We start from the raw sequence: 15,668 nt of genomic DNA, 5'->3' as shown, positions 1-15,668 counted from the left end.
CGCCGATCAATATTTCATGAAATCTTAATATCTACTTTGTACTCTAGAAGTTGAACCATTGCGCAACGTTACGAAATAATTCGATTGATGCATACGCACTTAGTAAACTCAAAACCGGTGCAACCATAAGTAAAAATAAGCTGATTTCACTACTCATTGTCTTGTTTCCTTACTGCTTGTTTGTTGCTTTAGGAGCTTGAGCAATTTTTACTTCGTCTTCTTTCGAAGCAATTGCATCTTCACTCATGTAAGTATCTAGTAACTTTTGAGCATCAAACTCAATGCTGTTCATTACGCTTTCTTTCAACTCAATGCTTGCTTGTTGAACATAGCTTTTAACAGATTGTGTAATTGTGTTGCTGATATCTAATTCAAAGTCAGTAGCGCTTGCTTGAGTTGACCCTAATACAAGTAACGCAGCAGTAGTTAATTTAAGTGAGTTATTCATAGTGGTATTCCTTGTCTCTTTAAGTAATTAGTCGTAATTACTTAATCAAAGGTTGTGCCACCCTGAAAATATTTTTTAATTTATTGATTTTTAACGATTTAAAAATAAATTAATTTTTTAAGCGCATTCAGGGTTGGTTAATAAAACCAACGAATTTAAATATTTTGACCAACATTTAGTGAAAAAATAAGCATTGCCAACTTCAGCGCACACTTGTACACTGAAACTGTTTTATTCACTCATTTTTAGTAGATAGATATGACAGAACAACTCCCTTATTCACGTCAAGAAGAACAACTAAACGTGCTCACTCACGGCATGGGAGTCCTGTTTGCGGTATATGTGCTGTGGGATTTAATTTCACAATCTAAAGTTGTGTCAGCTACGGTGAGTGCCATCGTGTATGGCTCAAGCCTACTGGTATTATTTTTAGCCTCGACCTTATATCACGCTAGCACCAGAGAGCATATACGAGCCATTTATAAAAAATGTGACCACTGTGCGATTTACTTGCTTATTGCCGGAACCTACACGCCTTATTTAGTTATTTCGTTATCTGGGGCTTGGGCAATTGCTGCTTTAGTGTTTATTTGGTCTTTAGCGCTTGGTGGTGTTGCATATAAATTACTGGTCAAAAACACGAATAAAAAAGTCTCTCTCGCTACCTATTTATTAATGGGCTGGTTTGCATTAGCACTTGTTTATCCACTTTATTTGAACCTTGATTTAAGCGCTTTATGGTGGCTGCTAGCTGGCGGGATTGCGTACAGTTTAGGCACAGTGTTTTACAGCGCTAAAACCCGCCATTACAGCCATGCAATTTGGCACGTATTCGTGTTAGTTGGCTGTGTTTGTCATTACCTATCAATTAGCTTGTATGTTTATTAGTCCCACTGGTGCAGGCGCATATTAATTTTAGCCTTATTAAAGGTAACGCCTTCACTGAGTAGTTTTTGTCGTTGCTCCAGATGCTTACTGCTGCCTTCAGGAAACGATATTTTACCCTGGCTATTAACTACCCGATGCCAAGGAATGTTTGAGCCTTCGGGCATTACTTTTAATAACCTGCCCACTAACCTTGAGTTATTAGGGTATCCTGCAAGCTTTGCTACTTGCCCATAACTGGCAACTTTTCCCTCAGGAATGGCACAAATAATGGTATAAATTAAATCTTCTTTAGTTGCCTGCTGCACGACTCGACTCCAAATAGTGTTTACTGACCTCGCTAAAATCTTGCCAAATGGCTCTTGCAACAGGCCCATGATGAACCGAGTGCTGTCTAAAAACTCGAATTTCTGCGCCAAACTGGTGTTCACGATCGACAATTTTAATTTGCTGCAATAAACCAGCGTCGATTTCGGCTTGGCAATGTTGCAAACTGATCATTGCCCAGCCCGCACCAGAGAGCAAAAACGACTTAACACTGGTTATATCGTCAATTTTCATTAATGCAGAGCCTAAGGTATAAGAAAGCCTATCACTGTCAAAACTCAAGTCGCTTTCAAACATGGCTAAACACGGGTAGTTTTGAATATCTGCAAAGCTGATTGAACTTGGCACCACATCAGGCGCGCTAACAATACCTATATCAAATTTACCAATCGGTAAACTTTCAAGGTCTCCTGTTGCATGAAACAAATCAAACCAAGGGCCAATTCCTAAATCAGCCTGATGACTATTAACCTGCTCAAGAGATACAAAGCGCTTCCCTGAAGAAATACTAAACTCAGTACTAGCAAAGCGTTTGAAGGTTTGGCTGATCACTTGGTTATAGCTGTTTTGATGACAAAGTTGCTCGTAGCATATTTTGTAATTGGCCTCATTACCTAATGCAAGCTCTTTAGCGAGTGAGCTTAACTCACTGTTTGCATTAAGCAATTGTCGGGCTTCTCGATAAAAGATACGGCCTTTTTCAGTTAAGTGTAACCGATACTGACTACGGTCTAGCAGCTCAAAACCTAGCTCTGACTCCAGCTTCTTAATCGCTAGCGTGAGCGCAGGTTGAGTCTTATGCAATTTAAGTGCGGCTTGGCTCAAACTAGAGCTTTGCACAATAGCATCTAGAATGATTAATTGATTTAAATTCATTAATGGCAAACTATATAAATAAAACTTATGCTGTTTCTAAAATTTAATAATTTTTATTTTATATCTTTGCAGCGTATCCTGCAGCAAATTTATGCTTTCTTATCTATGGAGAAGACAATGAGATTGGCACCCGCCGTGTTAATGAGCAGTATGTTTCTGTTACTTGCGGCATGTTCAGAGCAAGCACAACAAGGTGAAGCAGAGTCGGTAGTTCGCCCTGTAAAACTGTTTAATATTGGTAATAATTCGGAGCAGAGCATTCGCAGCTTTCCTGCTGAAGTGGTTGCTAACCAAGGATCTTACCTTGCCTTTCGAGTAAATGGTGAGTTACTTGAGTTCCCTGCTCTTGCGGGCCAACACGTTGAGAAAGACCAGCTTTTAGCCAAACTCGATCCTGAAGATTTTCAACTGCAATATGATGAGCGCAAAGCACGTTATGAACTTGCAGCGTCTCAACTTGAACGTGTGCAAAAGCTATTTAACCGCTCAATTGCCAGCCAATCTGAGTTAGACCAAGCCCTTGCTAATAAACAGGTTGCTGAGTCAGCGCTTAAAATTGCCAAAACCAACCTAGATAATAGCGAATTACGCGCGCCGTTCGCCGGTACTGTGGCAAAAGTGTTTGTAAAAAACTTTGAAAACATTCAAGCAAAACAAAACATCCTTCGCCTTGAAACCCGCGACCTAATGGATGTGGTTATTCAAGTGCCTGAAAAACTCATTGCACGCATTGATAAAGACGTTCACTACCAACCTGATGTTGTATTTGATGGTTACCCAAACAAGTCATATCAATTAACAGTTAAAGAGTTTGATACCCAAGCCGACCCGATTACTTTAACGTATAAAGTTGTGTTTTCTTTACCTGTGCCAGAAGATTTTAATCTACTTGCCGGTATGACTGGCCGCGTTGATATAGATTTAAGCAAAATCACCAGCTCACAATCACCTTATACATTGCTGCCAGTTGAGGCGGTATTCTCAGAGCCTACCAAGTCTGAAAACAACAACAGCTATGTGTGGCTTTATGACGAAAACACCGGTTTAGTGCACAAACAAGCTGTTGAAGTTGGCCAATTACATCGTGATGGTATCGAAGTACTCTCAGGTATTAAAGAAGGCCAAATCGTTGTGGCTGCTGGTGTGCACTTTTTAGAAGAAGGCATGAAAGTGCGTCCATGGCAAAAAGAGCGAGGCTTATAATGAGCTTTGCAGCACTTGCTATTGAAAGAAAAGTCATTAGCTGGATGTTTGCGCTGTTTTTACTGATTGGTGGAACGGTCGCTTACTTTGGCTTAGGACAATTAGAAGACCCTGAATTCACCCTAAAAAAAGCCATGGTGATCACCCTTTATCCTGGCGCGTCACCACAGCAGGTTGAAGAAGAAGTCACCTTCCCTATTGAAAATGCAATTCAACAGCTACCGTATGTTGATTACGTAACCAGTATTTCATCACCGGGTAAATCGCAAATTACCGTCGAGATGAAAAGCAATTATCGTAAACAAGACTTACGTCAAATATGGGACGAGTTGCGTCGGAAAATCAATGATCAGGCATCGTCTATGCCCTCTGGTGTTTATCCAAGCAAGATTATGGACGACTTTGGTGATGTATACGGGGTGATGTATGCAGTCACTGGCGATGGTTATTCTTACGATGAGCTTAAAGATTACGTTGATTATTTAAAACGTGAACTTGTTTTGGTTGATGGCGTTAGTAAAGTAACAGTGGGTGGCGAGCAACAAGCACAAGTCATGGTTGAGATTTCAACCCGCAAGCTTGCCCAGTTAGGTATTTCGCCTAATCGTATTTATCAACTTTTACAAACTCAAAATAGCGTGTCGAACGCTGGTAAAGTGCGTGTTGGCGATGAATCAATTCGCTTACACCCAACCGGTGAATTTAAAGACGTAAAAGAGCTCGAAAATTTACTTATTTCTAAGCCTGGTGAAAATGAGCTTATTTACTTAGGTGACGTTGCCACCGTTTTTCGTGAGTACGCAGAAGTCCCTAACAATATTATTCGCTATAACCAGCAGCAAGCACTACTGGTAGGTGTGTCGTTTAGCACTGGCGTTAACGTTGTTGATGTAGGTGCAAATATTGATGCCCATTTAGCGTCACTAGAGTATCAACGACCACATGGTATGGAAATTAACAGCGTTTATAACCAACCAGAAGAGGTTGAGAAGTCAGTTAGTGGCTTTATTATCAGCCTACTTGAAGCTGTTGCCATCGTTATTATTGTACTTTTAATATTTATGGGCTTTAAAAGTGGCGTACTGATTGGTGTAATACTGCTACTGACCGTATTAGGTACCTTCATTTTCATGAAGTTGTTTGCCATTGATTTACAGCGGATTTCGCTTGGCGCCTTGATTATAGCTTTAGGGATGCTGGTAGATAATGCCATTGTAGTAACCGAAGGCATATTAATAAACCTCAAACGCGGTCAAACAAAACTGCAAGCGGCGACTAACATCGTTAATCAAACCAAGTGGCCATTACTGGGGGCTACGGTTATTGCAATTACTGCCTTTGCGCCGATTGGCTTGAGTTCAGATGCCAGTGGTGAGTTTGCTGGCAGCTTGTTCTGGGTGTTGTTTATTTCCTTGTTACTAAGCTGGATCACCGCCATTACCTTAACGCCTTTTTTCGCTGATTTAATGTTTAAACAAGCCACTGAAAAACAGCCGCATCACGATGAAGACCCTTATCAAGGTGTTATTTTTAATGTTTATAAAGGCGTGTTACATACAGCAATGCGGTACCGTAAAACTACGCTACTGCTGATGGTGATCATGCTTGTTAGCTCAGTTTATGGCTTTAAATTTATCAAGCAGTCGTTCTTCCCAGCATCGAATACTCCTATGTTTTATGTTGATTATTGGCATACACAAGGCGCTGATATTCATACCACTATGGATGGTGTTGCAAAGCTCGAAAAATTCTTACAAGCCGACCCACTGGTTGAAGAAATAACCACAACGGTTGGTCAAGGTGCACCGCGTTTCATGCTGACTTACGCACCTGAGAAATCATACCCAGCCTATGGGCAATTGATTATTCGAGTAAAAGACCGCGAAGCTGTTACAACCATGATTAAAAAAGTACGCGATTACCAACATGAACATGTACTTGATGCTCAGCTTAAAGTTAAACGTATGGAAATTGGCCCATCAACAGATGCAAAAATTGAAGCGCGCTTTTCTGGTGCTGATCCTGTGGTACTTCGCCAATTAGCAAAAGAAGCGAAAGACATTCTGCATCAAGATGCGGGGGCATTTAATATTCGTGACGATTGGCGTGCTCGCTCGAAGTTAATTCGTCCACAATTTAACGAGCAAAAAGCCCGTCGTTTAGGGATTGCTAAATCAGACCTTGATCAGCTGCTGTTAACTAGCTTATCGGGTAAACAAGTGGGCGTATATAAAGACGGCACGCAAATGCTGCCTATTATTGCTCGCTCACCTGCTGAAGAGCGCTTAAACGTTGAAAGCTTGCGCGACTTACAAATTTACAGCCCAGTGTTAGGAGTGTTTGTTCCGGTGACACAAGTGGTTGATGATTTTGTTGTTGAGTGGGAAGACAGCTTGATCATGCGACGTGACCGTAAGCGTACCATCACTGTAATGGCCGACCACGATGTTATTGGCGATGAAACTCCAGCGAAGCTGTTTGCACGTGTTCGCAAAGACATAGAAGCTATTGAACTACCTCGTGGCTATGAATTGCAATGGGGCGGCGAATATGAGTCATCAACAGATGCGCAAAAAGCGATTTTTGGCTCATTACCTCTTGGTTACTTAGCCATGTTCGCTATAACTGTATTGCTGTTCAATTCAGTTAAAAAGCCTCTAGTGATTTGGGCAACAGTGCCACTTGCCATTGTGGGTGTATCAGCTGGTTTATTACTAATGAATGCAGCATTTAGCTTCATGGCATTGCTTGGCTTACTGAGCTTAAGCGGTATGCTCATCAAAAACGGCATTGTATTAGTTGATCAAATTAACCTTGAACTTGATAGCGGCAAAGCCCCTTACAAAGCAGTATTTGACTCAGGTGTAAGCCGTGTTCGCCCTGTAGCGATGGCAGCAATTACCACCATTTTAGGCATGATCCCACTGCTATTTGACGTATTCTTCCAGTCAATGGCGGTAACCATTATGTTTGGTCTTGGTTTTGCGACAGTGCTAACACTGATTGTTGTGCCTGTGCTCTATACCATGCTGTTTAAGATCAAAGTACCTAAACAGCGTCACGCCAATTAATACAGATTGACTCTCAACCAAAAGCCCTACCAGCAAACTGTTAGGGCTTTTTCTTTATTACCTATTATTTTAAAAGGTAATAAAATCCGCCACAGCCAGCAAATAAAAATAAGCAACACCAAAAATAAAAGCGCACTGGTTCTTGGTGCTTATGGGTGGTGCTAATGCTCCCTGTATAGCTTCGGCTACCTATACGAATGTTATTCGTAAGTAACCCCAACACCCCATATCCAACAAACAATAGAGATGTAATAAAGATAAATACATTCTGAAAGCTAGCCATTGATAACCCAGTTTATTAGTCGTGAAACATTGGTCAGCTATCAATCATTAACTTATTTATTATTCTCGGTAAAGTCGGGTGCCGAGAGCTCGCCAGTGTCTAGTATAAATTTTTGTTATTTAAGGTGGGTTAAGGTGGGTGTCTAGTTAACGTTATTTAAGATGGGTGTCTAGTTACTTTTAAAGTGGATTTCCATTTAAAGTGGGTGTCCATTTTTGGGGAAGCGCACTAGCTTTCGTGAAATTTATTTAACGTGGCTGTCCATTTTGATGATCTGGTTATGGCTCTAAATAAAGTGGGTGTCTATTTAATGATTTTTTGATGATCTTGTTATGGTTATTAATAAAGTGGGTGTCTATTTAATGCTTAACCTATCAGCTTGTGTGCTAACCTATTTCTGCTGATTTAGTACTTGAAGAATTAAGCTGTTTAGAAGTGGTTTTTACTTATTGATTGCAATACTCAGTGGTACTTTAAGTGCCAATGAAAAAGCATACTATCAGCATGAGTCTAATGTGGCTTTTCACGTTGCCGTTGAAAGTTTATCCGATGCTGTTTTAGCAATTGAAGGACAAAATGGATTGATATTTAACTCAAGATGGATTTTTGGGGAAATAGGCACACCAGTCGCAGATATTTGTGAAGGGCAACAATCAGCCGATTTTGAGTTCGGGTGTGATTCTGTTTCAAACCGCGCTGTTGAATCTCATTACGACTTTCCACAACACAGTCAAATTGCTCTGTATTTTAGACCTAACTTGATTGTGAATGGACTCAAATTGATTGAAGCAAGTGTTAAAAACAATAAAGTAGCGCTATTACATTACTATTTGAAGATGACCATACAAAAGAGCTATTCTTTGTAATAAAACATCAACTTATCGATATTATCGCGAAAAAACTCACTAAAAAAGAATTTAAACAGAAAAGAGACCGTCTTGAAGCTGATGCCATTGCCCCTAATAAAGGCTAGGGTTGAAATCAGTATCATTTAGAACCCTGAAGGGAACCAGTAAAGACTAGTCAGGGCTCTAATGTGCTGAAGCTTACTTTTTCAGACTTAATGTGCCGGTGCGTTTAGTACTGCTTCGCTTCGTTTGATTTGGTTTTGATGAGTGAGAATTGCCAGCCTTTGCTCTTGATTGACCTTGCTTGGCATCACTGCGTGCTTTTTTCACGTATTTAGAAAAGTCGCGCTTTTTTTCTTCTTCATTGCGTGGCTTTTGCTTAGCACGAGCTTGCGTTGGCTGTTTGTTTTCATCAATTGAACGCTCTTCCGTTTTACCTGAATCTGCAATTGAGTTATTGATCTCAGCCATTTCTTGTTCGGTTAAGTGACGCCACTGCCCTACTTTTAAACCCTTTAGGGTCACGTTCATAATTCGTGTGCGCTTTAAAGTCACCACTTCATAGCCTAAATATTCACACATACGACGTATTTGGCGGTTTAAGCCTTGTGTTAGCACGATGGTAAATTGCTGCGGGCCGGTTTGTTTAACCTTACACTTTTTAGTAACGGTATCGAGGATAGGAATGCCATTTGCCATCTTATTCACGAACTGGCGATTAAGTGGTTTATCAACCGTTACTACGTATTCTTTTTCATGATTATTACCAGCGCGAAGAATTTTATTAACGATGTCGCCTTCGTTAGTTAAGAAAATTAAGCCTTCTGAAGGTCTATCTAAGCGTCCAATTGGGAAAATACGCTCGGGGTAATTAACTGCTTTAACAATATTGCTTTGGATTTTTCGCTCAGTCGTACAAGTAATACCAACAGGTTTGTTATAGGCAATATAAACCAGCTTAGGCTTTGCTTTTAAAGGTTTGCCATCAATAAGTACATCATCGGCGTCACTGACTTTTACGCCCATTTCAGGCAAGCTGCCGTTAACAGTAACACGACCTTCTTCAATATATTTATCTGCCTCACGGCGTGAACAAAAACCTGTTTCACTGATAAATTTATTTAATCGCTTTAACTCTGTCATGGCACACTTCTGTCTGGATTTTAAAGCCGCTAGTTTATACCAGAAGCCTTTACCAAGCTAGGTAGAATCTAGGCTCTTTGACTACACTTTTAGTGTTGCGCTGCGTTTTTGGGCTTTTCGCTCAATAAACTATGTAGCGTATCAAAATCGAAGGCGTACTCAGTGCTTTTACTGTTTTGCAGTAAGAAGGCTTCAAAAGGGATAACCGACCAATCTTTGATATTTCTCAGCCAGCGATAACTTTGAATATTGTGCTTTGTGATCACCCCAAGCTGAAACTTAATCGCATCGTGATTTTGCCAATAAGGGTTGCCATTATGATGATCGACCACGCTAATTAGTGCCCACGCTCCCATCATAAAATGCCCGCCAACACTGGCCGTGAGTTTTTGTTGTTCAATTAAGTCTAAATTATCATCAAGCCAGTCTATGCCACCTATGAAATAGGCTTTATCTGTTTTACCTTTCACAGCTTCTAGGGCGCCTTGCGCCATTAAATCAGATGCACACCAAATCACATTGCTATCAGGGTGTCGTTGCAATAATCGGCTTACTTTATTCGCAGCCTCCTGCTTACTCCAATTTGCATAGACAACTTGCTCAAGCTCAACATCTTGTTTACGTAAATAATGAACGAGGCCATCACTGCGGGTGTCAGATTCAGTACCATAATGGCCATTAATAGCAACAAAATGAGGCGTTTGCTTTGTATTTATTGCCTCATCAAGTAAGGCTTTGCCAAGTTGCTCACCGGCTTTGAAGTTATCGTGAAATACTTCACCTAACCAATACTTAAAGCGCTGACGGGGTTTACCGACTTCGTCTCGCTCTACGCCAACAATCGTTTCTTCAAGGGTGATAAATTTAATTTTGTGCTGCTCAAGCAAGGTCATTGACTGCTCTGCACCACCTGGGTAATTAATTAAAATTGCGTAGTCGGGTTTAGCGTTATATTGCAGGTATTGTTTCAGCTCAGCTAATTGAATGTGGCGATTTCCACCGCCATAAATTGTTGTAAGGGCGACATTATTTTGCTTGGCAGCAACCTGCATCACATTAGTCACTCTTTGCCAAAATAAATCACTTTTAACTGAGGGGTTAACTAACAGCACAGAGAATTGCTCGCCAGCATAAAGTGGTGAACAGCAAAGCATTGTAAAAACCAACAAGCAAACTCGCATTACCACTCCGCTTTGTTTTTCTTTGATTGTAGTATACGAGGAATTATCTAGACAATTTTCGCCAAATTAATTCACACGGACCATGTGTAAAGTACTGACTATACACTTTACAAAAAAACAATTGAAAAACAAGCACAAAAGCAATCACCAACCAATAATCTAAGCGATCAAAATTAAGTGCTGCGGTTGGGTATGCGACTTTAAAAAACAGGATAAAAATCACTGTTTGCATTAGATATAGCGTTAATGACATGCGTCCAGCTTGCTGTAGTAGTAACCAGTTACTTGGGGAATTTTTAACTATTTTCACAATGATGTGGCAATAACAAATGGCCATAGCTAAAGCAGCAAGCCAATTAATCGGTTCAGCAATCGCGTACATGAATACACTTTGGTCAGGCTCTATCATCAACCTCAGAGCCGTAAAACTGATCGCTGCAGCAGTAATCAACTTAAGCTGAGAGTGTGTTAAACCCTGAACAAATACCCCTTGTTTATATAAATAAACGCCCACCAGCATTAACCCAGCAGCCATCCACACAGTGATAAGCGGTACAGCAATAAGCATTATGATAAATATCAAAAAGTTACTGACGAATCCTGCGAAGTAAGAAGAATACGCTGCATCATACGCCATTAAAAAGCTCTCAGAGCTTCTCGTTACAGGGTTAAAATCTGGCTCTACAAAGGCAAGTAAGAATGAAATAAAGGCGCCGAGAAGTAAAAACAACATACCCATACGCAAGTTTTTTTCTTCATCTTGCTGACTAAATTTAAGCGTTAACCAGCCTGCACAAGCATAAATAAACAAAATATCACCAGCCCATAATAAAAAACCATGGGCAAGGCCTATAAATGCCAAAACTTTTAGCCGTTTATGTTGTTTTTCAACATTTTGCCAAAGCTGCCATTGAATAACTAAAGATGCTCCGAATAACAAGCAAAAAAGGCTTCTAAAACGCCCATCAATAAACACGGTATTAATAGTGAAAATTAGCGAGTCTGAAAAGGGTGGCGTAGCACTTGGGGTATAGTCATACTCAAACACAGCAAAGGTGTAGATGTTCATAAACATCAAGCCGAGTACCGCAATACCCCGTAACACATCCATATTTATATTGCGCATAAATCCCTTATAGGTTTTGCCTGCAGCTATCACTCCAATTTACTGCATTTTCGTATATCTTGGGAAGATCTGCGCTTTCAATACTTAGATAGGCAACAGCCTGTTCAAGCGCCCACCAGCTACCAGTTTCGTACGCTTTAACCGTTTCAAGTATGTAATAGAGGATATTTTTTTCTTGCATGAGAGCAGCATGAATTTCGTCAGGAAATGGCAATCTATCCAATAACTTTTCCATAGGTTGATCTAATATGGCATCAAGTAATGAAAATAGCCCTGTTAAAAATGCCTCACCAGTTTGCTGTTTAGCAACACGCTGAGCGATTAATTCACAAAAACGGGCTCTTACAACACAAAGCCGAGTCAACTCGGCTGGTTTTGACTGGGCACTGTGAGCAGTAATAATTAGGCTAACAAACTTTTTAAGTCGTTCATGACCTAAATAAACAAGCACTTGTTTTAATGAGCCAATTTTACTCTTTATAGGAAAAACACCGCTATTTATTAAACGTAACAGTTTATAAGCAAGTGCAGTATCTAAAGAAAACAAACCAGCGATTTCACTGATATCTGGATCTGGGCGCATGACTTGTGCATAAATCGATAATACCAGCGCATAATTGTAATCAATATCACGATGCTGAATCATCTTCGGTTTAGCAAAAAAATAACCCTGAAAAAAATCAAAGCCCATTTTATGCGCTTTTTCGTAATCATCAGCTGTTTCGAGTTTTTCAGCTAATAGCTTTATCTTTTGATACTTTTTTAGTTTATGAACAATCGGGGCCAATTCTTCAAAAGGGGTTTGCTGAACATCAAACTTTATTAAACGAATAAGTTTTAAAAAACGGTCCCATTCGGGTTGGTAAACAAAATCATCCAACGCTAATTTATAGTTGTTATGAAATAACTCACGGCAATATTCGTAATTTTCGTCCGTTGGCTCAATGGTTTCAAGTAACTCAATCACGACATCATTTGTTGGCAAAAATGCGCAAAGGTCCAGCTTCAAAGACTCTGGACCAATATTAATCAATGCTTTTTTACCCGACGTTATATGACGAGTACCTAAATTGAGCTGGTTTTCCATAATTAGACGAGCCGTTGCCGTGCTCTCTGACACATCAGGAAAACTATTTTGTAAACTATCTCTAAATAGTAGCTCATAGGCGACAACTTGTTGACGACGATTAAAGACCGCTTGCCTAGCAACAAATACAGCCACTTTACCTACTTTTCTTATTTTATATCACACTAAGTAATTAATAGCTGAAATTGGTAAAAAAGTCACCTAATTACCATGAATCACTTACTTTTTATTGATATAAGCCAGATAAATAGCCTTCTGCAACGGATTGCCACGTAAAACGGGCATTTCGAGCCTGTTCACATATTGAGCACCATTTTTCTGGTTGCGATTTTTTAAGCTCAAGCGCATCACTAAAACTAGTAACAAGTTCGTAGCTTTGTGATGCCAAACTCTCGCCTTGGAAACTAAAACCACTCACATGATGTTCTACTGTATCACGTAAACCACCTACACCATGTACTAAGCACGGCTGTCCTGCTCGCATTGCTAACATCTGGCTAATACCGCACGGCTCAAATGAACTTGGCATTAAAAATAAATCGCCTAAGTGGTACATGTATTCACCAACATAATGCGCATAACCTTTTAAAAATAGCAGGTTATCTTGACGTGCCATAACTGATGTCATGATGTGCTCAAGTTCAGTATCCCCTGAGCCTAAAATAACCATGTAGCCGTTATGTTGTTTTAAACGCTGACATAACTCATCTAACACAAGCCCTTTATCATAAGGCTGACGAAGTAACAGTGCTTTTTGGTCCGTTAAACGACCCACACTGGTTACTAATGGCCCTGAAAACGGCCGTGTTTTAAATTGAAGTAATCGTTGATGCGCTATGTAATAGCTTGAATCTAATACTGGGCTTTTTGCCATCCATTGAAATAACGCATTTTCGGCATGTTGATAAAGACTCGCTAAGCTGATGTTTTCAAGCTTCATTCCTGGGTACTCGCAACCATTAAGAATGCCCACTACACGCCCTTGTTCATAGGCAGCCTGCAAGTCAGCTTCAAGTCCCTCACCACCAAAAAAGCCTTTTTCAGCATCACTTGGACGCAGTACTTCTTGGCAATAAGTTGGCGAAACAAGGTGTACTTTATCAACCAGGTTAATAGCAGTACGCATTGGGTTAAAGCAATCAAAATAGCGCGGATCGCATAACCTTTCGCCGTTATAACCTAAACTTGGGAACCAGGCTTCTAGGCTTGAGCTATCACCTTTGAAAGGACGTATCCCTTGCAATGCAAGGTTATGTACTGTGTAAGCTAAAAATAAGTGCGCTAGTTTTCTATAGCGGCTATCTGATTTAAGTAATAGAGCAACACAAGCACTGTGCCAATCATGTAAGTGAACAACATCCGGCGTGCGAATAAGCCCTTGTAATAAGGCTTCGCAAACAGCAGCGTTAAAAAGAGCAAACTTACTTGCATCGGTTGCAAACGGACGGCCCGGTTCATCATTACAATAAACAGCGCCGTTATGGCGGCTAAATTCCCAATGAGAAATAAGCAGTTGCGTTATACCTTCTTCACTTTTAGCAAGCTTCCACACATCCAGTTTTTGCATTTGACCTGCAAAAGGCACGTGCACTACACCTATGTGATGCCGCTCTAAATACTCAAAGCCATAATCTGGGATCACCACATCAACACTAAGGCCTTTTTCTACTAACGCTTTAGGGCAATCTCTAACAACATCCGCTACACCACCGACTTTTGCATTCGGTAATGCATCATTCTCTGCAGCTACCATCAATACATGCATGCTTTGCAGTACTCCATAAAACTTTTATACCAATTGGCAATAATACTTAATTAAGCAAACTGGTATTATTCAAATATAAATAAAGGAGGGACATGCCCTCCCTTTTTGTCTTAGCGCGATTGCTTAAGCAAGGCGTTTATTATCTTGCTCTTGTTGCTCTAACTTCTTTGCAAGCTCATTCAACATATCACGAGTGACCAGCACAATCCCTTTTTTCGAGACTCTAAAGCCATTTTCTTTGTCGACTTTGTTATCGTAACCGATTTCAAGTCCTTCGGGGATCTCACAATTACGGTCAATAATAGCACGCCTAATCTTACAATTTCGGTTGATCTTAACACCTGGTAATATTACGGATTCTTCGATTTCACAGAATGAATGAACATATACATTTGAGAAAAGTAGTGACTTCTTAACTTTAGAACCAGAAATAATACAGCCACCTGATACTGTTGAATCAACAGCCATACCACGTCTGTCATCATCATCAAAAATGAATTTAGCAGGTGGTAACTGCTCTTGGTAAGTCCAAATTGGCCATTTTGGATCATAAAGGTCAAGCTGTGGCTGTGGCATTACCAGCTCCATGTTGGCTTCCCAGAATGAGTCAAGTGTACCCACATCGCGCCAGTATGGCTGACCATCATGTACATCTCTAAACGGGTATGCAAATACGTTATGCTCTTCGATGATAGCAGGGATAATATCGTGACCGAAATCTCGGCCAGAACCTTCAGTTTCTGCGTCTTTTTTCAATTGTTCAAATAAGAACTCAGTATTGAAAATATAGTTACCCATTGATGCTAAACAGGTCCCTGGCTTACCAGGCACAGAAGTAGGCTCAGCAGGTTTTTCATCAAAACGACGAACACGATTGCTTTCATCAACTGTCATTACACCAAATGTATCTGCCGCTTCTTCGCAAGGTACCTCAATACAACATACCGTCATATCAGCACCTGTCTCAACGTGTTTAGCCAACAAACCACCGTAGTCCATACAATAAACGTGGTCACCCGAGAGGATCATCACATACTTAGGCAGCTCATGGCGGATAATATCCATATTTTGGAATACCGCATCAGCTGTACCACAATACCAGTCATCTCCATTTCGCTGAGAGGCAGGAAGTATTTCAACTGATTCTCCCAATTCTTTTTTGAAATGGCCCCATGCACGATTTACGTGACGAATTAACGAGTGCGACTTATATTGAGTAGCAATACCAACTCGACGAATACCTGAATTTATACAGTTCGACAGTGGAAAGTCGATGATTCGGTGTTTGCCACCAAAATAGACTGCTGGTTTAGCACGCCAGTCTGTTAATTCATGTAAACGTGAACCTCGCCCTCCTGCTAGGATGAGGGCATACGTTTCTCTTGTTAAACTACTTATATATCGGTTTGCATAACTTGGCATAAC

General features: G+C 40.4%; 13 protein-coding genes. 4 read left to right on the top strand and 9 right to left on the bottom strand.

The genetic code is table 11. From position 1 onward, the window contains the following. Positions 1–169 precede the first annotated feature (169 nt). Positions 170–448, bottom strand: coding sequence for a hypothetical protein (locus L1266_RS08575; protein WP_063707548.1), 279 nt, complete (start codon positions 446–448; stop codon positions 170–172). A gap of 258 nt (positions 449–706) precedes the next feature. Here L1266_RS08575 and trhA point away from each other — a divergent pair, with 258 nt between their 5' ends. After that, the gene (trhA, locus tag L1266_RS08570; RefSeq protein WP_235377311.1) at positions 707–1,336 is read left to right on the top strand and encodes a PAQR family membrane homeostasis protein TrhA; all 630 of its coding nucleotides are present in this window, start codon (positions 707–709) and stop codon (positions 1,334–1,336) included. Here trhA and L1266_RS08565 read toward each other — a convergent pair. Together L1266_RS08565 and L1266_RS08560 are read right to left on the bottom strand one after the other, a co-directional pair. Beyond that, positions 1,333–1,641, bottom strand: a complete 309-nt coding sequence (locus tag L1266_RS08565; protein ID WP_235377310.1) for an MGMT family protein — start codon at positions 1,639–1,641, stop codon at positions 1,333–1,335. The two genes, trhA and L1266_RS08565, sit on opposite strands and share 4 nt — an antisense overlap. After that, positions 1,625–2,536: a LysR family transcriptional regulator gene (locus tag L1266_RS08560; RefSeq protein WP_235377309.1), complete on the bottom strand. Its 912-nt coding sequence runs from the start codon at positions 2,534–2,536 to the stop codon at positions 1,625–1,627. Before L1266_RS08560 ends, L1266_RS08565 begins: the two co-directional genes overlap by 17 nt. A gap of 117 nt (positions 2,537–2,653) precedes the next feature. Between L1266_RS08560 and L1266_RS08555 the strand changes: the two genes are divergently transcribed. The 3 genes from L1266_RS08555 (at position 2,654) to L1266_RS08545 (ending at position 7,959) form a co-directional block, all read left to right on the top strand. Further along, positions 2,654–3,739 carry an efflux RND transporter periplasmic adaptor subunit gene (locus tag L1266_RS08555; RefSeq protein WP_235377308.1) on the top strand — a complete coding sequence of 362 codons (1,086 nt, stop codon included), beginning with the start codon at positions 2,654–2,656 and terminating at the stop codon, positions 3,737–3,739. Further along, positions 3,739–6,810 (top strand): efflux RND transporter permease subunit, encoded by a 3,072-nt coding sequence (locus tag L1266_RS08550; protein WP_199529503.1) that lies wholly within the window; start codon positions 3,739–3,741, stop codon positions 6,808–6,810. Before L1266_RS08555 ends, L1266_RS08550 begins: the two co-directional genes overlap by 1 nt. Positions 6,811–7,542: 732 nt before the next feature. Beyond that, complete coding sequence (locus L1266_RS08545; protein WP_235377307.1) at positions 7,543–7,959, top strand: hypothetical protein; 417 nt, start codon at positions 7,543–7,545, stop codon at positions 7,957–7,959. A 180-nt stretch (positions 7,960–8,139) separates the two neighbouring features. On the opposite strand, the gene rluF is transcribed toward L1266_RS08545, so the two are convergent. The 6 genes from rluF to glgC form a co-directional block, all read right to left on the bottom strand. Next, a complete protein-coding gene (rluF, locus tag L1266_RS08540; protein WP_209328034.1) occupies positions 8,140–9,084 on the bottom strand; it encodes a 23S rRNA pseudouridine(2604) synthase RluF in 945 nt (314 codons plus the stop codon). 89 nt (positions 9,085–9,173) lie between these two features. Continuing rightward, a complete protein-coding gene (locus L1266_RS08535; protein ID WP_235377306.1) occupies positions 9,174–10,238 on the bottom strand; it encodes an ABC transporter substrate-binding protein in 1,065 nt (354 codons plus the stop codon). 70 nt (positions 10,239–10,308) lie between these two features. Further along, positions 10,309–11,391 carry a DUF418 domain-containing protein gene (locus L1266_RS08530; RefSeq protein ID WP_235377305.1) on the bottom strand — a complete coding sequence of 361 codons (1,083 nt, stop codon included), beginning with the start codon at positions 11,389–11,391 and terminating at the stop codon, positions 10,309–10,311. A 7-nt stretch (positions 11,392–11,398) separates the two neighbouring features. Beyond that, positions 11,399–12,613: an EAL and HDOD domain-containing protein gene (locus L1266_RS08525; RefSeq protein WP_235377304.1), complete on the bottom strand. Its 1,215-nt coding sequence runs from the start codon at positions 12,611–12,613 to the stop codon at positions 11,399–11,401. Positions 12,614–12,704: 91 nt separating this feature from the next. Beyond that, positions 12,705–14,243 (bottom strand): glycogen synthase, encoded by a 1,539-nt coding sequence (locus tag L1266_RS08520; RefSeq protein WP_138599468.1) that lies wholly within the window; start codon positions 14,241–14,243, stop codon positions 12,705–12,707. Positions 14,244–14,366: 123 nt separating this feature from the next. Continuing rightward, entirely contained in the window at positions 14,367–15,665 is a 1,299-nt protein-coding gene (glgC, locus tag L1266_RS08515) for a glucose-1-phosphate adenylyltransferase (RefSeq protein WP_054551973.1), read from the bottom strand. Positions 15,666–15,668 lie beyond the last annotated feature (3 nt).

Origin of the sequence: Pseudoalteromonas sp. Cn5-37 (genome assembly GCF_021532495.1) — a bacterium.
Classification (GTDB): Bacteria; Pseudomonadota; Gammaproteobacteria; order Enterobacterales; family Alteromonadaceae; genus Pseudoalteromonas; species Pseudoalteromonas simplex.
Note: the sequence above shows the minus strand (reverse complement) of the source record. Positions and strands in the feature narration are given on the sequence as shown.